General features: G+C 71.3%; 18 protein-coding genes. 10 read left to right on the top strand and 8 right to left on the bottom strand.

What is annotated here, in order from left to right; translation table 11 throughout:
* Positions 1-52: 52 nt before the first annotated feature.
* The 3 genes from AB0K18_RS32555 to AB0K18_RS32545 form a co-directional block, all read right to left on the bottom strand.
* A complete protein-coding gene (locus tag AB0K18_RS32555; RefSeq protein WP_364921994.1) occupies positions 53-1,135 on the bottom strand; it encodes an FAD-dependent oxidoreductase in 1,083 nt (360 codons plus the stop codon).
* Between the two features lie 408 nt (positions 1,136-1,543).
* On the bottom strand, positions 1,544-2,566 hold the full coding sequence (locus tag AB0K18_RS32550; RefSeq protein ID WP_364921991.1) for a substrate-binding domain-containing protein: 1,023 nt from the start codon (positions 2,564-2,566) through the stop codon (positions 1,544-1,546).
* Positions 2,550-4,997 carry a glycoside hydrolase family 3 N-terminal domain-containing protein gene (locus tag AB0K18_RS32545; protein ID WP_364921988.1) on the bottom strand — a complete coding sequence of 816 codons (2,448 nt, stop codon included), beginning with the start codon at positions 4,995-4,997 and terminating at the stop codon, positions 2,550-2,552. Before AB0K18_RS32545 ends, AB0K18_RS32550 begins: the two co-directional genes overlap by 17 nt.
* A 411-nt stretch (positions 4,998-5,408) precedes the next feature.
* Here AB0K18_RS32545 and AB0K18_RS32540 point away from each other — a divergent pair, with 411 nt between their 5' ends.
* The 3 genes from AB0K18_RS32540 to AB0K18_RS32530 are packed head-to-tail and all read left to right on the top strand — an operon-like array spanning position 5,409 to position 8,542.
* Positions 5,409-6,731, top strand: a complete 1,323-nt coding sequence (locus AB0K18_RS32540) for an extracellular solute-binding protein (protein ID WP_364921985.1) — start codon at positions 5,409-5,411, stop codon at positions 6,729-6,731.
* An 8-nt stretch (positions 6,732-6,739) separates the two neighbouring features.
* On the top strand, positions 6,740-7,639 hold the full coding sequence (locus AB0K18_RS32535) for a sugar ABC transporter permease (RefSeq protein ID WP_355423005.1): 900 nt from the start codon (positions 6,740-6,742) through the stop codon (positions 7,637-7,639).
* 3 nt (positions 7,640-7,642) lie between these two features.
* Entirely contained in the window at positions 7,643-8,542 is a 900-nt protein-coding gene (locus AB0K18_RS32530; RefSeq protein WP_364384855.1) for a carbohydrate ABC transporter permease, read from the top strand.
* On the opposite strand, the gene AB0K18_RS32525 is transcribed toward AB0K18_RS32530, so the two are convergent.
* Complete coding sequence (locus AB0K18_RS32525; RefSeq protein ID WP_364921982.1) at positions 8,520-9,296, bottom strand: aminoglycoside phosphotransferase family protein; 777 nt, start codon at positions 9,294-9,296, stop codon at positions 8,520-8,522. The two genes, AB0K18_RS32530 and AB0K18_RS32525, sit on opposite strands and share 23 nt — an antisense overlap.
* Before the next feature lie 81 nt (positions 9,297-9,377).
* On the opposite strand from AB0K18_RS32525, the gene AB0K18_RS32520 reads away from it, so the two are divergent.
* Together AB0K18_RS32520 and AB0K18_RS32515 are read left to right on the top strand one after the other, a co-directional pair.
* Entirely contained in the window at positions 9,378-10,091 is a 714-nt protein-coding gene (locus AB0K18_RS32520) for a response regulator transcription factor (protein WP_364921980.1), read from the top strand.
* A 59-nt stretch (positions 10,092-10,150) separates the two neighbouring features.
* Entirely contained in the window at positions 10,151-11,710 is a 1,560-nt protein-coding gene (locus AB0K18_RS32515; RefSeq protein ID WP_364921977.1) for an ATP-binding protein, read from the top strand.
* Here the strand turns inward: AB0K18_RS32515 and AB0K18_RS32510 are convergent.
* Entirely contained in the window at positions 11,665-12,303 is a 639-nt protein-coding gene (locus AB0K18_RS32510; protein WP_364922102.1) for a DNA alkylation repair protein, read from the bottom strand. The genes AB0K18_RS32515 and AB0K18_RS32510 overlap by 46 nt on opposite strands.
* Before the next feature lie 145 nt (positions 12,304-12,448).
* On the opposite strand from AB0K18_RS32510, the gene AB0K18_RS32505 reads away from it, so the two are divergent.
* From AB0K18_RS32505 to AB0K18_RS32495, 3 genes are read left to right on the top strand one after another with little or no spacing between them, the layout of a single operon-like run.
* Complete coding sequence (locus tag AB0K18_RS32505; protein WP_364921975.1) at positions 12,449-13,345, top strand: polyphosphate polymerase domain-containing protein; 897 nt, start codon at positions 12,449-12,451, stop codon at positions 13,343-13,345.
* Between the two features lie 6 nt (positions 13,346-13,351).
* Entirely contained in the window at positions 13,352-14,029 is a 678-nt protein-coding gene (locus AB0K18_RS32500; protein ID WP_355423023.1) for a DUF4956 domain-containing protein, read from the top strand.
* 10 nt (positions 14,030-14,039) lie between these two features.
* Positions 14,040-15,617, top strand: a complete 1,578-nt coding sequence (locus AB0K18_RS32495; RefSeq protein WP_364921972.1) for a CotH kinase family protein — start codon at positions 14,040-14,042, stop codon at positions 15,615-15,617.
* A gap of 74 nt (positions 15,618-15,691) precedes the next feature.
* Here the strand turns inward: AB0K18_RS32495 and AB0K18_RS32490 are convergent, their stop codons facing one another.
* Together AB0K18_RS32490 and AB0K18_RS32485 are read right to left on the bottom strand one after the other, a co-directional pair.
* Complete coding sequence (locus AB0K18_RS32490; protein WP_364921969.1) at positions 15,692-16,522, bottom strand: hypothetical protein; 831 nt, start codon at positions 16,520-16,522, stop codon at positions 15,692-15,694.
* A 2-nt stretch (positions 16,523-16,524) separates the two neighbouring features.
* On the bottom strand, positions 16,525-17,289 hold the full coding sequence (locus AB0K18_RS32485; protein WP_364921967.1) for a hypothetical protein: 765 nt from the start codon (positions 17,287-17,289) through the stop codon (positions 16,525-16,527).
* A gap of 694 nt (positions 17,290-17,983) precedes the next feature.
* Here AB0K18_RS32485 and AB0K18_RS32480 point away from each other — a divergent pair.
* Positions 17,984-18,328 carry a hypothetical protein gene (locus AB0K18_RS32480; protein WP_364921965.1) on the top strand — a complete coding sequence of 115 codons (345 nt, stop codon included), beginning with the start codon at positions 17,984-17,986 and terminating at the stop codon, positions 18,326-18,328.
* Between the two features lie 61 nt (positions 18,329-18,389).
* On the opposite strand, the gene AB0K18_RS32475 is transcribed toward AB0K18_RS32480, so the two are convergent.
* Positions 18,390-19,028, bottom strand: a complete 639-nt coding sequence (locus tag AB0K18_RS32475; protein WP_364922099.1) for an Lrp/AsnC family transcriptional regulator — start codon at positions 19,026-19,028, stop codon at positions 18,390-18,392.
* 110 nt (positions 19,029-19,138) lie between these two features.
* On the opposite strand from AB0K18_RS32475, the gene AB0K18_RS32470 reads away from it, so the two are divergent.
* A complete protein-coding gene (locus AB0K18_RS32470; protein WP_364921962.1) occupies positions 19,139-20,722 on the top strand; it encodes an ABC transporter substrate-binding protein in 1,584 nt (527 codons plus the stop codon).
* The last annotated feature ends 6 nt before the right edge of the window (positions 20,723-20,728 follow it).

Genomic DNA, 20,728 nt, shown 5'->3' with positions numbered 1-20,728 from the left:
GGGGACAAGGACATGAACCGGTCATCCAGCGGACATCTCCGCTGGCACGGCCTCATGCAGCCGGAAGCGCGGAGGAGGCGGCGGGGGTGGTGGTGAGGAGGCGGTGGACTTCGCGGGCGGCCATGCGGCCCGCGCGGTTGGCGCCGATCGTGCTGGCCGAGGGGCCGTAGCCGGCCAGCTGCACCCTGGGGTCGCGGACGACCCGCGTGCCGTCGACGCGGATGCCGCCGCCCGGCTCCCGCAGGCGCAGGGGTGCGAGGTGGTCGAGCGCCGAGCGGAACCCGGTGGCCCAGACGATGGTGTCGCAGGCCAGGAACGTGCCGTCGTCCCACTCCACGCCGTTCTCCGTGATACGGCGGAACATCGGCCGCCGGTGCAGAGCCCCCTTGGCCAGCGCCTCACGGACGATCGTGCTGTAGGTGAGCCCGGTCACGGCGACGACGCTCTGCGGCGGCAGCCCGGCGCGTACGCGGTCCTCCACCATGGCGACGGCCTCGCGCCTGGCGTCCTCGCCGAAGCCGTCGTCACGGAAGACGGGTGGCCGCCGCGTCACCCACGCGGTCGCGGCGGCCACCCCCGCGATCTCCGACAGCACGTGCGCCGCCGACGTCCCGCCGCCCACCACGACCACCTGCCGCCCCGCGAACTCCGCCGGCCCCCGATAGTCGGCGTAGTGCAGCCGGCGGCCGGCGAACGTGGCGGCCCCCGGGTAGTACGGCCAGTAGGGACGGGTCCACGTACCGGTCGCGTTGACCAGCGCGGCGCCGGACCACTCCCCCGCGTCCGTCGCGACGAGCAACCGCCCCTTGGCGCCCTCGCGCACGGACGTGACCCGCACAGGACGCACGACGTGCAGCCCGGCCGCCCGCTCGTAGGCGTCGAAGTACGCGGGCACGACCTCGGCGGCGGGCCGCACCTCGCCGCCGTCCGCGGGCTTGGGGTGGCCCGGCAGGTCGAAGATGCCGTGCACCTTGTCCATCGTCAGCGACGGCGACCGGTGCCGCCACGCCCCGCCGGGCCCGTCCTCGGCGTCGAGCACGACGGCCTCGACCCCGAACCGCCGCAGGAAGTACGCACTGGACAGGCCGGCCTGTCCAGCCCCGATGACGACGACCGCACTCTCCTCCACGCTCACCCTCAACCACCCCCGCTCCGCCCCTCTTCCCGCCGCTCGCGAAATCCCGAAACGCTTTCGCCAGGCACGCCCTGGCCGCGAACCCACGAACGGTGTGGCCAGGGCAAGAGCCACCAGGTCAGAAGACCCGAGGCGGGGTAGGAGGAAGCCCCGAAGGACCGAAACTTTTCGGCAGAAGAGTCAGAGGTGCCTCTGCCAGGAAAGCCAGGGGCGGTCTCGTCAAGGAGCGGAGGCGAACCACCGCCGCCCGGCACCCGCCGAGATCGGCGTCTGGTAGCGGGAGGCAATCCGGGACAAACTCCCACAACCCCACCTCTGGCCCGCCGAAAACCGGGGAGAGGATCCGGGACGAACATCCGCCGCCCCGCCTCTCCCCGACGAAAAGCCGGGGAGAGGTGGGGCGGTGGGTCAGGAGCGGTGGGGGACGGGGGCGGTGGAGCCGCGGACCACGAGCTCGGTGGCCAGCTCCACGTGGTGGGAGTCCACGCGTTCGCCTTCCGCCAGCCGCAGGGCCGTACGGAGGGCCGCCTGGCCCATCTCGCGCAGCGGCTGCCGGATGGTGGTCAGCGGCGGCGAGGTGACCTTGGCGATCTGGGTGTCGTCGAAACCGACGATGCTCAGATCCTCCGGGATGCGCAGCCCGCGCTCCCGCGCCGCCTCCATGATGCCGACGGCCATCTCGTCGCTGCCGGCGAAGATGGCGGTCGGCGCGTGGGGCAGGTCGAGCACGGCGGCTCCGCCCTCGACGCCGTCCTGGTAGTGGAAGTGGCTGGAGCGCACGTAGCCGGGCAGCACGGGCGCCCCCTCAGCCTCCATGGCGGCCCGGTAGCCGTGCAGCCGCGCCTGGTTGCACGCGGCGGTGGCGGGCCCGCCGACGTAGGCGATGCGCCGGTGGCCGAGCGAGAGCAGGTGCTGGGTGGCGGCCAGCCCGCCGGCGAAGTTGGTGGAGCCGATGCTGGTCACCCGGGTGCGCGGCAGGTTGAGCGGGTCGATGAGGACGAGCGGCAGCCGCGCCCGGTTGAGCGCGGCGGGCTGCCCGGCGGTCAGCTCGCTGGTGACGGCGATCAGCGCGCGCCGCCCCGCGGCGACGAGGCCGCGCGCCCAGGCGGTGGTGCGGGCCTGGCCGCCCCTGATGCTGACCACGATGCCGACCCCTGCCTCGGCCCCGGCCTCGACGGCGCCCTGGATGATCTCCGTGGAGTAGGCGTTGAGGTCGGTGTCGAACTGCACCTCGACGGTGCCGAGCCCGGCCTGCTCGCGGCGCGGCGCCGGGGCGACGTAGTCATGCTGCTGCAGCAGCGACTGCACGAGCGAGCGGGTGGCCGGGGAGACGTCGCTGCGGCCGTTGAGCACCTTGGAGACGGTCGCGACCGACACCCCTGCGGACGCCGCGACCGTCGCGAGCGTGGCACGTCTAGGACTGGGCGGCATCTGCACCCCCTTGCCGGGGCTGCCCGGCGGCCGCGCCGGCGCTCACCTCCGCGGGTGTGACGAGCCGGCGGTCGTGGCCGACGTGGCGGGCCCGGCCGGTCAATCGTACGACGGCGCGGCACGGCAGGTCGGCGGCCGACGTGCCGGCGAGCACCTCGATGTCGCCTGGTTCGACGACGCGGCGCAGGTCGCGCCCGGTGAAGGCGGTGCGGTCGGCGTGTATGCGGAAGGTGACGTCGGCGCTTTCGCCGGGTTCGAGCGGCACTCTGGCGTAGCCGGTGAGCTGCAGGACGGGTCTGGTGACCTGGGCGACGAGGTCGTTGAGGTAGAGCTGGACGACCTCCTCGCCGGCCCGCCCGCCGGTGTTGCGCACGGTGACGGTGGCGGTGAACTCGCCGTCGGTGGGCACCTCGGTGGCGCTGAGCCGCAGGCCGGACACCTCGAAGGTGGTGTAGGAGGCGCCGTGGCCGAAGGGGAACAGCGGGGCCGGGTCGAGGTTGCTGATGCCGTGGCTGTCGGTGCCGAGCGGCGGCTGAAGGTAGGTGCCGGGCTGGCCGCCCGGTACGCGCGGGATCTGCACGGGCAGCCGCCCGGTGGGCTGGACGCGTCCTGACAGCACGCCGGCGATGGCGGCGCCGCCCTCCTCGCCGGGCATGAACGCCTGGACGAGCGCGGCGGCGCCGTCGCGGATCTCGCCCAGCGCGTACGGCCGTCCGGAGACCACGACGACGATCACGGGCGTGCCGGTGGCGGCCAGCTCGGCGAGCAGGTCGGCCTGTACGCCGGGCAGCCGCAGGTCCTCGGCGTCGCAGCCCTCGCCGGAGGTGCCCTGCCCGAACAGCCCGGCCAGGTCGCCGACCACGGCCACGCACACGTCGGCGTCGCGGGCGGCTTCGACGGCGGCGGCGAAGCCGGAGCGGTCGTCGCCGCGCACCTCGCAGCCCTTCTCGTAGCGCAGCTCGGCGCCGGGCAGCTCGGCGGTGAGCGCGTCGAGCACGCTGGGCGCCTCGATGCCGAGCCCGAGCCCGGGGTGCCGGGGCAGCACGTGGTTGGGGAAGGCGTAGCAGCCCATGAACGTGCGGGGGTCGTGGGCGGCGGGCCCGACGACGGCGACGCGGCGCGGCGCGGCGCGGCCCTCACCGAGCAGCGGCAGCGCGGTGCCGGCGTCGAGCAGGATGATCGAGCGCTCGGCCAGCTCTCTGGCGAGTGCGCGGTTGGCGGGCGAATCGAGGTCGACGTCCGCGGCGCCGGCGACGGACTGCTCGGGCGTCCACCCGGGGTCGAGCAGCCCGAGCTCGACCTTCTGGGTGAGCAGGCGGCGCACGGCCCGGTCGATGAGCTCCTCGTCCAGCTCGCCGCGGCGTACCCGGCCGGCGAGGTCCTGGCCGAAGCCGAGGGTGTCGGGCAGCTCGACGTCGATGCCGGCGGTGAGCGCCTGCACGCCGGCCTCGCCGGTGTCGGCGGCGACGCGGTGCATGGTGGTCAGGAACGGGACCGCCCAGTAGTCGGAGACGACGGTGCCGGTGAAGCCCCAGTCGTCGCGCAGCACCTCGGTGAGCAGCCACGGGTCGGCGCCGGCGGGGACGCCGTCGACGTCGGAGTAGGAGTTCATCACCGAGCGGGCGCCGCCGAGCGCGATCGCGGTCTCGAAGGTCGGCAGGATCATGTCGAGCAGCTCGCGCCTGCCCATCGGCACGGGCCCGTGGTTGCGCGCGGCGCGGGAGGCGGAGTAGCCGGCGAAGTGTTTGAGCGTGGCGATGATCCCGGCGTTCTCCAGCCCGCGTACGTAGGCGGCGCCGAGCGTCGCGACCAGGTACGGGTCCTCGCCCATGGTCTCCTCGACCCGCCCCCACCGGTAGTCGCGCACGACGTCGAGCACCGGCGAGAGCCCCTGGTGCACGCCGACGGCCCGCATGTCGCGGCCGATGGCGGCGGCCATGCGCTCGACCAGGCCGGGGTCGAACGTGGCGGCCCAGGCGATGGCGGCCGGATAGACGGTGGCGCCGTAGGCGGTGAAGCCGGTCAGGCACTCCTCGTGGACGATGGCGGGGATGCCGAGCCGGGAGCGTCCGATCACGATCCGCTGCTGGCGGACGACCTCGGCCGCGCCTTCTTCCGGCGTGACGGGGACGCTGCCGTGGACGCGGGTCAGGTGGCCGAGCCCGTGGCGGGCGGCCTCCTCCAGCGGGATGGTGCCGGAGGCGGCGAAGACGTCCTGCATGGGGGCCACGTTGAGCGGCTCCGCGCCCGGCTCCGGCTCCTCGGCCTGGCTCATGTCGTTGCCGACCCACCTGCTGCCGAGCTGGCCTATCTTCTCCTCCAGGGTCAGCTCGGCAAGGAGGGCTTCGACTCGGTCGGCCACGGCGAGCGCCGGGTCCTGCCACGGGCGCAGCGCCCGGTTCGCCGTGGGGGTCCGATCTAGAGCCGTCATGTACTGCGCTCCTTAAAGAGGTGCGGTCTTTTCGTAACTTTTCGAAGACGTTTCGCCAGCGGTGCCGACCTCGGCGCGTGACCGTCGCTGTCCCAGACCTCCAGCTAAGAGCACGCGCGGTAGTACCTTACACGCGCCTCATCAGAACGCCAGATGTTTGTCTGATCGACAACCTCTTGACACCACTATTCCCGAAACCTAGATTGGCGACCCCCGCGGTCATGTCGAAAATGTTTCGATGAGCTGACACTAGGAGGAGTGGAAGAGTGGCACTAGGGTGCCAATCCACGACCGCCGGCCATCGCATCCGATGATCAACGAGCCGCGACCCCCAGCCCGCGGCACTCACGTACGGAGATCAGCGTGGAGTCCAGGACTACCTCTCGCCGCAACTTTCTCAGCCTCGTCTCCATGGGCGTCCCCCTAGGAGCAGCACTTGCCGCCTGCGGCGGCACGGGTCCCACCCAGACGGGTGCCGGTGGCGCACCCGGTGAGTCCGCCGCCACCGGTGGTGGCGGCGCCAACAGCGCCACGTACTGGTACCTGTCGACGCAGCCGCAGGAGGGAGTGCGCACCAGGACGATCGAACGGCACAACAAGGCCAACGCCAACGGGACGATCACCGGCACGACGTTCCAGAACGACGCCTTCAAGACCAAGATCAAGACGGCCATCGGCGCCGGTCAGGCCCCCACCCTCATCTGGGGCTGGGGTGGCGGCACCCTGCGCAGCTACGTGCAGGCCGGCCAGGTGGACGACCTGACCGACTGGTTCGAGCAGAACCCGGCCGTCAAGGACAAGTTGTTCCCGTCCTCCTTCGGTGCCGCGACCATCGACGGCAAGATCTACGCGATGCCGTGCGAGACCCTCCAGCCGATCGTCCTCTACTACGACAAGCGGGCCTTCGACAAGATCGGCGCGCAGCCGCCCCAGACCTGGGGCGACATCCTCGACCTGGTGCCCAAGTTCAACGCCAAGGGCATCGCGCCGTTCTCGCTGGGCGGCCAGTCCCGCTGGACGAACATGATGTGGCTGGAGTTCCTCTTCGACCGCATCGGCGGCCCCGAGGTCTTCCAGGCCGTGTTCGACGGCGAGAAGGACGCCTGGTCCAACCCGGTCGCCATCCAGGCGCTGGGCGAGATGCAGAAGCTGATCAAGGCCGACGGCTTCGTCAAGGGCTTCTCCTCCATCACCGCCGACTCCAACGCCGACCAGGCCCTGCTCTACACCGGCAAGGCCGCCATGATGCTGCACGGCGGCTGGACGTACGGCAGCATGAAGGCCGACGGCGGCGACTTCGTCTCCGGCGGCAACCTGGGCTACATGAACTTCCCGCCGGTCGACGGCGGCAAGGGCGACCCCGGCAACACCGTGGGCAACCCCGGCCAGTACATCTCCATCTCCTCCAAGGCCACGCCCGAGCAGAAGGAGATCGCCAAGAAGTTCTTCGCCGGTGCGCTGATCGACGACACCGCGGTCAAGGAGTGGGTCGGCACGGGCGCCGTCCCGATCATCAAGGGCGCGGACAAGGAGTTCGCGAACTCCGAGGACAAGGACTTCCTGGGCTTCGTCTACAACATCGCGGTCAACGCCAAGACCTTCGGCCAGTCCTGGGACCAGGCGCTCAGCCCGACGGCCGCCGAGGTGCTGCTGGACAACATCGCCAAGCTGTTCCAGATGTCCATCTCGCCCGAGCAGTTCGCCACGAACATGAACGCGGTCATCGGCAAGTGAGCGCCGTCATGACCACCGCCAGGCCCGCCCGCAGGGCGGGCCGTGGCGGCTCCATCAAATGGATGACCATTCCGGCGCTGGTGTTCTTCGTCGGGTTCGCCCTCATCCCGCTGGTAGGGGTGCTCGCCCTCAGCTTCGCGCAGTGGGACGGGCTCGGAGAGATCGGTATCGCCGGGTTCAGTAACTGGAGCGCCATCCTCGCCGATCCCGGCCTGCCGCACGCGCTGTGGATCACCTTCCTCGTCATGGCCGTCTCGTGGGCGGTGCAGACGCCCGCGAGCATCCTGATGGGGGCCTTCCTGGCCGGGCAGCAGAAGTACCGCGCGGTCCTGTCGGTGGTGTTCTTCATCCCGCTGCTGCTCAGCTCCGCCGCGCTGGCGATCACCTACAAGGCGCTGCTCGACCCGAACTTCGGTCTCGGCGCCGGGCTGAACATCCCGTTCCTGGTCCAGGACTGGCTGGGTGAGCCGGTGCTGGCCTTCGGCGTGGTGATCTTCGTGGTGTCGTGGCAGTACATCCCGTTCCACTCGCTGATCTACCAGGGCGGCATCCGGCAGATCCCGCGCTCGATGTACGAGGCCGCCGAGCTCGACGGCGCGGGCCGGGTGCGCAGGTTCTTCAGCATCACGCTGCCGCAGCTCAAGTACACGATCATCACGTCGTCCACGCTGATGGTCGTCGGGTCGCTGACCCTCTTCGACCTGATCTTCGTGCTGACCGCCGGCGGCCCCGGCGACGCCACCCGGGTGCTCGCGCTCGACATGTACAAGCGCGGTTTCCAGGCCAACCTCATGGGTCCGGCCAGCGTGATCGCGGTCATCCTCGTCCTCGTCGGCCTCGGCCTGTCGCTGCTCCTGCGCCGGCTCGGCGGCCGAGACCAAAGCCACAGCCAGCTTGAAGGGGCCTGACGCATGACGACCGCCCCCACCAGGGCTCCCCAGCGCGACACCATCTCCGCCGGCCCTTCGCACCGCCGCAAGGTCGGCCGCAGCCAGGAGCGCCCCAACTGGATGGCCGGCGTGACCAGCGTCATCTGGCTGGTCATCGTCGCCGTGCCGATCTACTGGATCGTCATCACCAGCTTCAAGTCGCAGTCGAACTACTACCAGGAGAACCCGTTCGCCCCGCCGGGAGAGCCGACGCTGGCGAACTACCGCCTGGTCATCGAGTCCGACTTCATCCAGTACTTCATCAACAGCGTGATCGCGACCCTCGGCGCCGTGGTGCCGGCCGTGCTGGTCAGCTTCATGGCGGCGTACGCCATCGTGCGCGGCGGCAGGAGCAGGTCGCTGCGCTGGACGAACTCGCTGTTCCTGATGGGCCTCGCGATCCCGCTGCAGGCCGTGGTGATCCCGATCTACCTGATCATCATCCAGCTCGGCCTGTACGACTCGCTGATGGCGCTGATCCTGCCGTCGATCGCGTTCGCGATCCCGCTGTCGGTGCTCGTCCTGTCGAACTTCATCAGGGACGTGCCCAAGGAGTTGTTCGACTCCATGCGGATCGACGGCGCCTCCGAGACCGAGATGCTCTGGAAGCTGGCCTTCCCGCTCACCCGCCCCGCCGTGGTGACGGTGACGATCTACAACGCGCTGCAGATCTGGAACGGCTTCCTGCTGCCTCTGGTGCTCACCCAGAGCCCCGACAAGCGCACGCTGCCGCTGGCGCTCTGGTCGTTCCAGGGCCAGTACAGCATCAACGTGCCCGCGGTGCTCGCCTCCGTCGTGCTCACCACGCTGCCCATCCTGGTGCTGTACGTGGTGGGCCGCCGCCAGCTCCTTGCCGGTCTCACCGCGGGGTTCGGCAAGTGAGCCGGCCGGCGTGCCGCCTCAGGTGCGCCATGTCCGTCTCGTAGAAGCGGTCGTCCCCGCGGGCGACGTGGCCGGCGAAGGCCGCGTCGCCCGCGGCGGCCCGCTCCCGCATGAACCGCACCAGGTGCTCCAGCCTGGTCACCGCCGTGCCGGGCAGCGCCGCTAGGTCGTCGCCGCCGAACCCGTACGCGGCCGCGAACAGCCCGAGCCGCCGCGCCTGCTCCGCCACCGGCAGCCCTTCGGTGTGCCGCGGGTCGTTCAGCGGCACGAACCGGTAGGCGGCGTAGGCGACGTCCCACAGGCGCGGCCCCGGGTGCGCGGTGTCGAAGTCGATGAACGCGACCGGCGCGCCGTCCCTGAACACACAGTTGTACGTGGCCACGTCGCCGTGGCAGATCACCTCGGCCGGCTCGACCGGCGGGAGGTACCAGGTGGCGCCGGGCGGCGGCACGAAGCCGGCGGTGGCGTCGTGGTAGCGGCGCAGCAGCCGGGCCGCGCCGGCCAGCGCCTCGTCCGTACGCGCCCACGGCGGCAGCGGGTAGCCGGCCGTCTCCCCCGGCACGAAGCCGAGCACCTCGCGCCCCTGCTCGTCCACGCCATGGACTCTCGGCGCGCCGGTGAAGCCGCGTGCGGCGAGGTGGCGCAGCAGCGCGTGTACGGCCGGGGTCCACGGGCCGGTGGGGCGGCGTACGGTCCCGGCCACCTTCACCACGTGGTTGACGCCCCCGCCTGTCAAGATCTCCTCGTCCGGCACCCCTCCCTTCTACCGGTCGGGCCGCTCACCGCACCACTCGTTTTATGACCGGCTTCTCGGCGGCGCGATAGAACAAAGCGCATGGACCCGGCACCGGTGGTACTCGTCGTGGACGACGAGCGCAACATCCGCGAGCTGCTGCTCGACGCCCTGGAGCTCAACGGCTTCCGTGTCCGCACGGCCGCGTCGGGCTCCCAGGCGCTGCGGAGCGTCGGCAGGGAGCGGCCCGACCTCATCCTGCTCGACGTGATGCTGCCCGATCTCGACGGCTTCGCGGTGGCGCAGCGGCTGCGGCCGGACGGCGGCGGGCCGCCGGTGCTGTTCCTGACCGCGCGCGACACGGTCGCCGACCGCATCGCGGGGCTGACGGCGGGCGGCGACGACTACGTGACGAAGCCGTTCAGCCTTGAGGAGGTGGTGCTGCGCATCCGCGCCATCCTGCGCCGTACGGGCGCGCGCGAGACGCCCTGCGACGACGGCCTGCTCCGCTACGCCGACCTGGAGCTGGACGAGGAGACCCACGCCGTACGCCGCTCCGGCCGGCACGTCCACCTGTCGCCGACGGAGTTCGCGCTGCTGCGTTACCTGATGATCAACGCCGAGCGGGTGGTGAGCAAGTCGCAGATCCTCGACCGCGTGTGGTGCCACGGCTTCGGCACCGACAGCCGCATCGTGGAGTCGTACATCAGCTACCTCCGCCGCAAGATCGACGCCGAGGGGCGGCCGCTGATCCACACGCTGCGCGGTGTGGGCTACTCCCTGCGCGACCAGACCCTGCTGGACCGCGCCCGATGACGCGGCGGAAACCCGGCAGACCGACGGCCCCAACCCTCTCAGGAGAGCGACCGGGCCCGATGACGGGTCGTTCCCTTCCCCGTGCGCGGGCGTGGCCGCTGCGGCACCGGTTGCTCGCGGCGCTGCTCGCGTTGTCGGCGGCGGCGCTGGCGGTGTTCGCGGCGGCCGGGGTGCTGCTGCTCGACCGCTCGCTGCTGGCGCGCGTGGACACCCAGCTCACCGGGTTCGCCGCGACGTTCCGCCAGGGTCCGCCGCCGCCGGGCGCTCCCGTGCCACCGCCCCGGCCGCGGGGCGAGGTGGAGCTGCCCACCCTGTTCCGGGTCACCGTGTTCACCGGGTCGGGCGCGGTCGTACGGCGGCTGCCCGGCGACGGCGACGGCCCCGACGTGTCGGCCGCCCTGCTCGCCCACCCGCCGCGCGGCCCCTTCACCGTGCCCGACATGGCGGGCGGCGCCGAATGGCGGACCATGTTCGTGCGCCTGCCCGACGGCAACAGGGCCGCCGTCTCGCTCTCCCTGGAGTCCAACCGCAGCACCGTACGCCAGCTCCTGCTCATCGAGGCGGCGGCAGGCGTCCTCGTGCTGGTGCTGCTGGGCGCGGTGGCGCTGGTCGTGGTCCGCCTCGGCCTGCGCCCGCTCACCCGCATGGAACGCACGGCCACCGCCATCGCGGCGGGCGAGCTGGACCGGCGGGTCTCCGACAGCGACCCGCGCACCGAGACGGGCCGCCTGGGCCGGGCGCTGAACGTCATGCTGGGCCGCCTGGGCGAGGCCCTGCACCAGCGCGAACACTCGGAGCAGCGCCTGCGCCGCTTCCTCGCCGACGCCTCGCACGAGCTGCGCACCCCCCTCACCTCCATCAGGGGGTACGCCGAGCTGTACCGGCACGGCCGGCCCGGCCCCGATCCCGTCGTGGCCCGCATCCTCGGCCGCATCGAGGCGGAGGCCGAGCGGATGGGCGTCCTGGTGGAGGACCTGCTGCTGCTCGCCCGCCTGGACGAGGAGCGCGCCCTGGACCTGACGGAGGTGGACCTGCACGTCATCGCGGCCGACGTGGTGCACGGGGCGCGGGCCCGCGACCCCGGCCGTGCGGTGGAGCTGGTCCTGGGCGACCACCCGGTACGGGTGACCGGCGACGAGCACCGCCTGCACCGCGTCCTCGCCAACCTGGTCGGCAACGCCCTCACCCACACCCCGGAGGGCACCACCGTCCAGGTCCTGCTCGGCAACCGGGATCCCGGCGACCACGGCCGCGACGACGTGCAGGGGCCGGACGCCGGCGATCGCCCTGGGGCGGCGGTCACCTGGGCGGGGGCCGGGGAGGTGCGGGGGCCGGTGGTCGTGGTCGAGGTGCGCGACGACGGGCCGGGGATCGACCCCGGCCACCTGCCGCACGTCTTCGACCGCTTCTACCGCGCCGACTCCGCCCGCTCCCGCGAGAGCGGCAGCACCGGCCTGGGGCTCGCCATCGCGGCGGCGCTGGTGGCCGCGCACGACGGCCGCATCGAGGCGCGCAGCGCGCCGGACCACGGCACCGCGTTCCGCGTCCTGCTGCCCGTGGAGGGCCCGCCGGGTCAGCCCGAGCGGCGCACCATCTCCTCGATCCAGACGGGCGCGTAAGGGGACGTGCAGCCCGGCGAGGTCGGGTAGTCCTTCAGCACCTCCAGGCGCTCCCCGATGGCGACGGCGCGGGCGCGGTGCCCGGGGTGGTCGATGCCGATCTGGGCCAGGCAGTGGTTCATCGCCCACTGGAGGCGTTCGTGGGCGTCCTTCATCTCCGCCTCGATGACGTCCAGCAGCCCCGCCAGGTCGAGACCCTCGGGCTTCCTGGACACCCGTTCGACGGTCAGCGCCCAGCCCGCGCTCGCCACCACCGGGTCGGGGTCGGCGAACCACGTCACCCGCAGCCCCTCGGCGTGCGAGCTCTTCTTCACCACGTAGTTGACCAGCCAGTCCTGCACCTTGGGCGTGCGGGACTCGCGCAGCATGCGGTCCAGCTCGTCCGCCTCGAACGCCTTCGGCCGGCAGACCAGCAGCGCCAGCAGCCGCGCCGCGCTGTCACCCGTCTCCCACAGCGCGCGGGCGAGGTCCTGCCGCGTCTTGAGCCGCTTGGCGATCGCGCGCAGCTTGCCCAGGTTCACGGCGTGGTCGTCGCCGTGCCGCTCGTTCACCTCGCGGATCTTCGGGTCCGCGAGTGCGGCCAGCTCGGCCATCACCTCTGCCAGCTCGCCGGCCAGTGTCCCGGTCGTCGCCGTCTCGGCCACGTCCACCTCCCTGTCGGACTTCAGCGTAAGCGGGAGTTCACACACTATTCCCAGCTTGTTGCGGTCACATATGGACGGACACGAAAGGAGAGACATGCTGCGCAGATTCCGCAGGCGTACCATCTCCGCAGGTCAGCCCGCCGCCCCACACTCTCCCCCAGGCGAGGCGGGGCACGCCCTGCGCGCTCCCAGCAGGCTGCACGCGTTCAACCGGTACGAGATCAAGTACCTGGTCGACGCCGCCACGGCCGGCGAGCTGCGGGCCGAGATGGAGCGCCTGCTCGACCGCGACGAGCACAGCGGCGAGAACGGCTACGGCATCTGGAGCGTCTACTACGACACCCGGGGCCTGCGCTTCTACTGGGAGAAGATCGAGGGCCTGAAGTTCCGCAGGAAGCTGCGGATCCGCCACTACGGCGACCGGTTCCAGGTCACCGGCGACACCCCGGTCTTCGTGGAGATCAAGCAGCGGGTCAACCGGGTCACGCAGAAGCGGCGGGTGCGGCTGCCGTACCGGGACGCCGTCGCGCTGTGCGACGGGCGCGCGATGGTCGCGCACGAGCCGTCCGAGCGGGCCTTCCTGGACGAGGTGCTCGACCTGGTCTGCCGCCTCGACCTGCGGGCGACCGCGATGACCGGCTACCAGCGGCACGCGTACGTCGGCCGCGGCGCCGACGTGGGCCTGCGGGTGACGTTCGACCAGCGGGTACGCGGGCGTGACAGGGACTTCCACCTGGGCGCCGACGCCGAGAACCGGTTCATCGTCCCGCCCGGCAAAGTGATCATGGAGGTCAAGGCCGACGAGCGGGTGCCGTACTGGCTGACCGACCTCACGGCCGAGCGGAACCTCCAGGTGGTCCGGGTCTCCAAGTACTGCCAGAGCGTGGAGGCGTACGGACGGGCGCCCCGCTCCCTGTTCCACATCCCCGGCCACGACCTGGACCCCTTCAACGGCCGCCCGCCGGCCATGACCGCCGCCAAGGAGGCGTGACCCCCCGTGGACTTCTCATTTCAGGACCTGTCGGGCACGTTCAGCGTCGCCGACATCGCGATCGCGATGTCCCTGTCGTTCGTGCTCAGCGCCATGATCGGCTGGGTCTACCGGGCGACCCACCGCAACGTCTCCTACAGCCAGTCGTACGTGCAGACGCTGGTCATCCTCGGCATGCTGATCTCGCTCATCATGCTCGTCGTCGGCTCGAACATCGCCCGCGCCTTCGCCCTGGTCGGCGCGCTGTCGGTGGTGCGGTTCCGCAACGCGATCAAGGAGACCAGGGACGTCGGGTTCATCTTCCTGGTGATGGGCGTCGGGATGGCCGTCGGCACCCGGTTCTACCTGCTGGCCGTGGTCGCCGCCGTGGCGATCTCGCTGATCATCATGATCATGCACCGGTTCAACTGGTTCCAGCTGAACGTGCGGCGGCAGGTCGTCAAGGTGCAGGTGCCGTCCGACGACGACTACACGCACGCGATCCAGGACGTGCTGGTCCGGCACACCGACGAGTTCGAGCTGGTCAGCATGGAGTCGATCAGGGCCGGGGCGCTCATGGAGCTGATGTACACAGTCAAGATCAAGAAGGGCAGCGAGCCCGCGGACGTGATCGCCGCGCTGCGCGAGCGCAACCACGGCCAGAACGTCACGGTCCTGACCGGGTACGACCAGACCGACCTGTGAGGGCCCCGTCATGGCACTCAAGCACCGCATCCCCGTCAAACTCCGGCAGAACTGGAAGCTGGTCGCGTTGTGCGCGGTGTTCCTGGTGGCGTGCTGGGGGGTGTTCGGCAGCGGGACCATCCGCCCGTACGTCACCACCTCCGGCACCGCCCAGGCCGACACCGTCGTCCAGAACCTCACCGGCACCCGCGAGCTGTTCGACGCGGCCACGCCGCACGAGGTGACGCTCACGTTCCGGGACGAGGGCTACCAGGACATGCTGACCGAGTACTTCAAGGACGGCGACAAGAAGTACGTCGAGGCGGATCTCACCATCGACGGGACCCGCATCCCGAGCGTGGGGATCCGGCTCAAGGGCAACTCGACCCTGCAGGGGTTCACCTGGAAGGGACAGTCCAGGCCGCGCGTCAGGCCGGGCGGCGGCGGACCGCCGGAGGGCTTCCAGCCCCCGGCCGACGGCCGGCCTCCGGGGAACGCGCAGCCCCCGGAGAACGGACAGCGACCCGGCGACGGGCAGCCGCCCGCGGTGGGACAGCGACCCGGCGACGGGCAGCCGCCCGGGGTGGGACGGCCGCCGGGCGGCGGGCGGGCCGGTTTCGGGCAGCTCAAGGCCGAGGAGCCGGAGAACCTGCCGTGGCTGATCAGCTTCGACGAGTTCGTGGCGGGCCGCCGCTACCAGGGCCACAGCCAGATCGCCGTACGCCCGGCCGCGCAGCAGTCCTCGACCCTGCTCAACGAGGCGCTGGCCATCGCCATGGTGGGGGCGGCCGGGGAGCCGACCCAGCGCTCGGCCTACTCCTCCTTCTCCGTCAACGGCCGCGCGTCCAAGCCGCGGCTGCTCGTCGAGTACCTGGACGAGGGGTACGCCGAGCGGCTCGGTGACGGCGTGCTGTACAAGTCGCTGGCCTCCAGCAGCTTCGCCTACCAGGGCGAGGACCAGACCGCGTACGTCGACGACTTCAAGCAGGTGAACCTGAAGGGCGAGCGGGACCTGCAGCCGGTCATCGGCTTCATCAAGTGGGTGGAGGAGGCGTCGGACGAGGAGTTCGCGAAGGGCCTGGCCGAGCGGCTGGACGTCGAGTCGTTCGCCCGCTACGCCGCGCTGCAGAACCTGCTGCTGAACTTCGACGACATGTCCGGGCCCGGCCGCAACTACTACCTCTGGTACGACCTCGGCACCCGAAAGTTCCGCGTGATCAGCTGGGACCTCAACTTCGCGTTCAGCGGCGACGCCACGGCCGGCCCGGAGGAGACGATCAGCCGGGGCTTCGGCGCCCGCCCGCAACGAGCGGCCCAGGGCGATCAGCAGGCCCAGCCGCCCGCCGGTGGCGGGCCACGGATGATGGGACACGCGCTGAAGGACCGCTTCCTGAAGGACGCCGGCTTCAAGAAGCTCTATGAGCGCGAGTACGCCGCCCTGTACCGGGAGCTCCTGGCCGGCGGCACCGCCACGAAGCTGCTGGACGAGGCGCTGGCGGCGTACGGACGGAATGCCGGAGCCGACACCGCGAAGGCGGCCGAGGAGGCGACCGCCCTCCGCGAAACCCTCCAGACCCGCACCAAGGCCCTGAGCTCCCTGGCGTCCTGAACCCGGCCGCCTGAACCCGGCCACCTGAACCCGGCCGCCGTCCACCGGCCGGAACCGGTGGACGGCGGGCGCGGTCAGCGGCGGGCGCGGAAGGCGACGGCGGTGGTCGAGGTGATCGCCGTCACCAGGACGACGGTGAGCAGGACGGTGCTCAACGGGTTGCGCCGCCGCTCCGCCGGCTCGGCCCGGATGACGTGCGACCGCGGGGACGGCGTCGGGGACGGCGTGGGAGTGGGCGTGAGCGTCGGGGTGGGCGGCAGGACCACCTCAGCCGGTACGAGCGGCGGCACGCCCCGCTGCACCTGCCGGGGCCGCCCGCGCGGGCACTCCCCCAGCTGGACGTCGCCCGCACACAGCCCGTCCGGGTAAACGGTCACCTGAGGCACCGTCACCTTGGGCGCGGCATGCCGCTTCGCGTCCGGCATCGCGATCGACACCCTGGGCCGAGGCGAGCTCTGCACCCACACCCGCGGCACCCGCACGTCCCGCCCGACTCTGACCCGCTTGGGCGGCGCCGGCGGCCGCACGGACACCTTGGGCACGGGCCGCGGCCTGGGCACCGCACGAGGCTTGGGCACCGCGCCGGGCTTGGGCACCGGCCGCTGCTTGACGACCGGCCGAGCCGGCTTACGAGGCGGCGGCACCCGCCCCGGCTCCGTCACACGAGCCGCCATCCGCGCCCGCCGCGAGGCCACCCGCACCACCCCCCGCTTCCCCTCCGCCGCCATCGGCACATACCGCGGGAGCGGTGCCGTGCCCGGAGCGTGCGCCTGGTGCGCGGCTCGGTCGGCTGCGGTCAGCGCGCCACGTTGCGGGGGAGGGCCGAGGTCGGTGGTGGCGGGGCCGGTGAACGTGGCGGTGATCAGGGCGGTGGCCAGCAGGAGCGGGCCGCGCCTTGCTCCCACGGTCACACCTTTCCGGTGATCCGGGCGAACTCGTCCAGGGCTCCCCTGAACGCCTCCGGCCCCACGGCCAGGGGCCCGTCGAAGGCGCGGGAGATGTCCCACGTCAGGTACGTGCCGAACCCGATGAGCGCCGCGGTCGCCACCAGCGGCAGGATCGCGAGCCCGCGCGGCCTGGCACCGGCGAGGAACGGGAAGATGACGACCAGCACCCCGGTGAGGACGGTCAGGAAGAGCAGGCCGTCCGGAGGCCGGGCGGCGGCGTCGGCGGTGCGCTGGGCGCGGGCGGTGGAGATGGCGCGGAGATGTTCGAGCACCTGCGCCTTGGCGTCCTCCTCGTCGTCGTTGGCCACCGGCAGCGCGGTGACGCGGGCGCGGAGGTCGTCCATGCGCTCGGCCCCGACGGGGTGCATGCGGCCCTCCCTCATCAGCGGCCACTCGTCCCTGACCACGAACGCCACATATTCCCGCAGCGACCTGCGCACCTCTTCGGAGGCGCTGCCGGGCAACTCGGCGGCGGCCCAGTAGGCGTCGACGGCGGCCTGGCTCTCGGCGTGGGTGTTGAGCCTCGCGGCGTCGGCCGTCGTCCAGGGGACGATGATCGCTATGGCGAACACGAGCAGGAACATCGCCGACAGCATCGCCCCGGCGTGCGCGGCGGACGGGCCGCTCGGATCACGGTCCTCGCCTGCTCTCTTGACCCGTCTGAACACCAGCGCGGTGAGCGCCACCGCGCCCACCGCCGCCAAGATCGAGAGCGTGTACGCCATGAAGATCTCCCGGACCTCTTTCGGATACGCAGTGTCACATTACTATCACACAGTGCAATGATGGCGTCAGGCGCTCAAAGGTAAAGTCCCGGGCAAGCCCATACCTCCGGCGAGCCGCCGCGAAGATCACTACGTTAAGGGACCCAGAGCCCTACCCCGGGGTAATCCCTGGGCCGGACCCTGAGGCGCAATCGTACGAAAAATCGCACTATGTGAGCGTCCCTGTGGGAGGGGCGCGGGTGAGGACGTCCAGGCCGTTCGCGGAGGGACGGCCGGTGTCCTCGCCGGCGCAGGGGATGGTGCCCGCAGGACCCCGTGGAGCAGCTGCCACGCCGCACTGCCGGCCCTCGCCAGACCGGCGCCGGGTCCCCGCGGTCACGCCGGTGCGGTCGCCGCACGTAGCCATGCCGCCACCGCCCCGGACCCACACCGCCTCCCATGTCCCCCGCCCGAAGGGCAGCCGAAGGCGCAGGCGCCTCACACCGCCTCACGACACCCCACCGCCCGAAGGGGTGCCGGAGGTGTGGGGGCCGCGTGCCGCCTTCCGTGGTGCGCCTTCGTCTGCGGGTGGGTGGACTAGCCGTGTGGCGGCGCCGTGGAGAGGCGGTGGCGGACTGGACGGATTGCCGGGAAGTTGACGTGATGTCTCACAAGATGTCCAGCCGAATGATGAAATTTCGGGATTGTCGGGACCATGGACCGCGTGAATCTCAACGGTCGTAAATTCGTCATGGTCAGCTCGACGGCGAGCAAGGTCAACCCCGATGGTCCCACACGGTTCGAGTACTGGGAGGACGACGGGCTCGTGTGGGGCAGCTACACCGGCGACACCGTGACCCAGGGCCGCTTCGTGGGGACGCGCGACGGCGCCGAGGTGACGATCTCCTACGTGCACGCCCTGGTGACCGGCGGCAAGGCGGCCGGGACGGGCACCAGCCGCATCGAGACCGGCGACGACGGACGCCTGCGGCTCGTGGAGGAGTTCACCTTCGAGGGCGACGACACCCCGCACGTCAGCGTCTGCGCCGAACTCCCCTGACCACCCCGAAGCCGGGGTGACCTCCCCGGAAGGGGCGGCTCACCCCGGCGGGCGAGCGAGGTCAGGTGTCCTTGCGGAGGGCGGCGCGGCCCTCCGCCGCGCCGACGAAGCGCATCTTGCCCAGGGGCACGTCGCCCTGGGTCTCAGGGGCGGGGCGGCGCTGGGCGCGGGCGGCCTGGTCGCGGTCGCTGGGCAGCACGTACGGCCGCTTGAGCACCTCGTCCAGGATGAACACCGTCTCGGTGGCCTTGACGGCCGGGATGTTGGCGAGCCGGTCGGTCACCATGGTGTGCACGGCGGCCACGTCGGAGACCCGCACCTGGATCATCGCGTCGTGCTGCCCGGTGGTGATCGCGCAGTACTCGACCTCGGGCATCCGCGCCAGCTCGGCCCTGAACTGCTTCCACATCTGCTGCCGTACGGTGACGAAGATGAGCGCGGTGATGCCGAGCCCGGTCCTGACGTGGTCGATCTCGGCGGTGAAGCGCTTGATGGCGCCGTCGGCGCGCAGCGCCTCGAAGCGGGTGTAGGCGTTGGCGCGGGAGATGCCGACGCGTTCGGCGAGGGCGGCGACGGAGATGCGGCCGTTCTCCCTGAGCACCTCGAGGATCTTCATATGGATCTCGTCCAGCTCGAGACCGATTCCGATCCGTCCAGGCTGACCGCCCCCCGTGGCACCATTTCTGGAAATTTCACTCATCATTACCTCACCGCTCTTTATATCCGTCTTGCCGACCGCACGGAGCCTGGACGTTCTGCCGCACAATCCTCGACATCCTTCTGCCGAACGTCCAACCTTGGAGGACCTACATGGCGACCCGCTCGCAGACGGCGGCTGTGCTGCTCGCCGGTGCACTCGCCCTCGCCGCCTGCGGAAGCGGCGGCACCACTCCCACCTCCGGGGCATCGGGTGCCGCCGGGGGCAAGACCCTCGTCATCGACACCTCCTTCGACCTGAAGACCGCTGACCCCGGCCGCACGTACGAGCCGACGGGACTCATCGTGGGCAAGGCGATCTACGAGACGCTGCTGACGTTCGACGGGGCCGACGTGACCAAGCCGGTGCCGGCGCTGGCCGAGTCGTACGAGCTGTCGGAGGACGGCAAGACGCTGACGCTCAAGCTGAAGCAGGGGGCCACGTTCGCCGACGGGTCTCCGCTGACGGCCGACGACGTGGTGTTCTCGCTCACGCGGGTGCGTGACATGAAGGGTACGCCGTCGTTCCTGCTGGACGGCGTCGAGGTGGCCAAGGAGGGCGACTCGACGATCACGCTGACGTCGAAGACGCCGAACCCGGCGCTGCCGTACATCCTGCCGAACCCGGCGCTCGGCATCATCAACAGCAAGGTCGCCAAGGAGCACGGCGCGACCACGGACCCGCAGGACAAGGCCGAGCAGTACCTCAACTCGACGTCGGCCGGGTCGGGCCCGTACGAGATCGAGTCGTTCAACGTCAGCAGCCAGGTCACGCTGAAGGCGAACCCCAAGTACTACGGCGCCAAGCCCGCCTACGACAAGGTCGTCATCCGCAACGTCGAGGCCGCCACCCAGAAGCTGAACGTGCAGCGCGGCGACAGCCAGGTGGCGCTCAACCTGTCGGGCGACCAGGTCACCGGCATGCCGCCGACGCTGCAGGTGAAGAAGACGCCCTCGGCGAACGTGCTCTTCCTGCTCGCCAACCAGGACTCCGCGGTCAGCAAGACCACCACGAACCCGAAGTTCGTCGAGGCCGTTCGCAAGGGCGTGGACTACGCGGGCCTGCTCGAGCTGGCCGGCGAGGGCTCGACGCAGGCGCCGGGCATCATCCCGTCGCAGCTGCTCGGCGCGCTGCCGGCCGACCAGGGCGCGAAGCGGGACGTCGAGGGCGCCAAGGCGGCGCTGGCCGAGAGCGGGCTGTCGAACCCGGCCGTGAAGCTGGAGTACCCGAGCGAGCTGACCGTGAACGGCCTGTCGTTCCAGCCGCTGGCCGAGCGCATCCAGGCCAACCTCAAGGAGGTCGGCATCACGGTCGACCTGCAGCCGGCGCCGGTCACGACGGCGCTGGACAACTACCGCAACGGCAAAGAGGAGATGGGGCTGTGGTACTGGGGCCCCGACTACCCCGACCCGAGCGACTACCTGGCGTTCCTGCCCGGCAAGACCGTGGGGCTGCGGGCCGGCTGGAAGGAGGGGGCGTCGAAGGAGCTGGAGTCCGCCGGTGAGCAGGCCGCCGCGGCCATCGGCGACGACGCCCGCAAGGCCGCGTACGTGGACGTCCAGACGAAGCTGAACGCCTCGGGGCCGTTCGTGCCGCTGATCCAGCCGAGCCAGAACATCGTGACGGCCGCGTCGGTGACCGGGCTCGAGTACCACCCGGTGTGGACGGTGGACGTCGCCGACCTCGGCGTGAAGTAGGGGACG

It is taken from the genome of Nonomuraea sp. NPDC049421 (genome assembly GCF_040677005.1).
GTDB classification, from domain to species: Bacteria; Actinomycetota; Actinomycetes; order Streptosporangiales; family Streptosporangiaceae; genus Nonomuraea; species Nonomuraea salmonea.
The sequence above is the reverse complement of the archived record's forward strand: the minus strand, read 5'-3'. Positions and strand labels throughout refer to the sequence as shown.

What these genes read in the sequence shown, in the direction of transcription:
- AB0K18_RS32550 (WP_364921991.1), bottom strand. Translation starts at nt 2,566, where the DNA reads ATGCCGCCCAGTCCTAGACGTGCCACGCTCGCGACGGTCGCGGCGTCC.
- AB0K18_RS32545 (WP_364921988.1), bottom strand. Translation starts at nt 4,997, where the DNA reads ATGACGGCTCTAGATCGGACCCCCACGGCGAACCGGGCGCTGCGCCCG.
- AB0K18_RS32540 (WP_364921985.1), top strand. Translation starts at nt 5,409, where the DNA reads ATGGGCGTCCCCCTAGGAGCAGCACTTGCCGCCTGCGGCGGCACGGGT.
- AB0K18_RS32535 (WP_355423005.1), top strand. Translation starts at nt 6,740, where the DNA reads ATGACCACCGCCAGGCCCGCCCGCAGGGCGGGCCGTGGCGGCTCCATC.
- AB0K18_RS32530 (WP_364384855.1), top strand. Translation starts at nt 7,643, where the DNA reads ATGACGACCGCCCCCACCAGGGCTCCCCAGCGCGACACCATCTCCGCC.
- AB0K18_RS32520 (WP_364921980.1), top strand. Translation starts at nt 9,378, where the DNA reads ATGGACCCGGCACCGGTGGTACTCGTCGTGGACGACGAGCGCAACATC.
- AB0K18_RS32515 (WP_364921977.1), top strand. Translation starts at nt 10,151, where the DNA reads ATGACGGGTCGTTCCCTTCCCCGTGCGCGGGCGTGGCCGCTGCGGCAC.
- AB0K18_RS32510 (WP_364922102.1), bottom strand. Translation starts at nt 12,303, where the DNA reads ATGGCCGAGCTGGCCGCACTCGCGGACCCGAAGATCCGCGAGGTGAAC.
- AB0K18_RS32505 (WP_364921975.1), top strand. Translation starts at nt 12,449, where the DNA reads ATGCTGCGCAGATTCCGCAGGCGTACCATCTCCGCAGGTCAGCCCGCC.
- AB0K18_RS32495 (WP_364921972.1), top strand. Translation starts at nt 14,040, where the DNA reads ATGGCACTCAAGCACCGCATCCCCGTCAAACTCCGGCAGAACTGGAAG.
- AB0K18_RS32485 (WP_364921967.1), bottom strand. Translation starts at nt 17,289, where the DNA reads ATGGCGTACACGCTCTCGATCTTGGCGGCGGTGGGCGCGGTGGCGCTC.
- AB0K18_RS32480 (WP_364921965.1), top strand. Translation starts at nt 17,984, where the DNA reads ATGGACCGCGTGAATCTCAACGGTCGTAAATTCGTCATGGTCAGCTCG.
- AB0K18_RS32475 (WP_364922099.1), bottom strand. Translation starts at nt 19,028, where the DNA reads ATGAGTGAAATTTCCAGAAATGGTGCCACGGGGGGCGGTCAGCCTGGA.
- AB0K18_RS32470 (WP_364921962.1), top strand. Translation starts at nt 19,139, where the DNA reads ATGGCGACCCGCTCGCAGACGGCGGCTGTGCTGCTCGCCGGTGCACTC.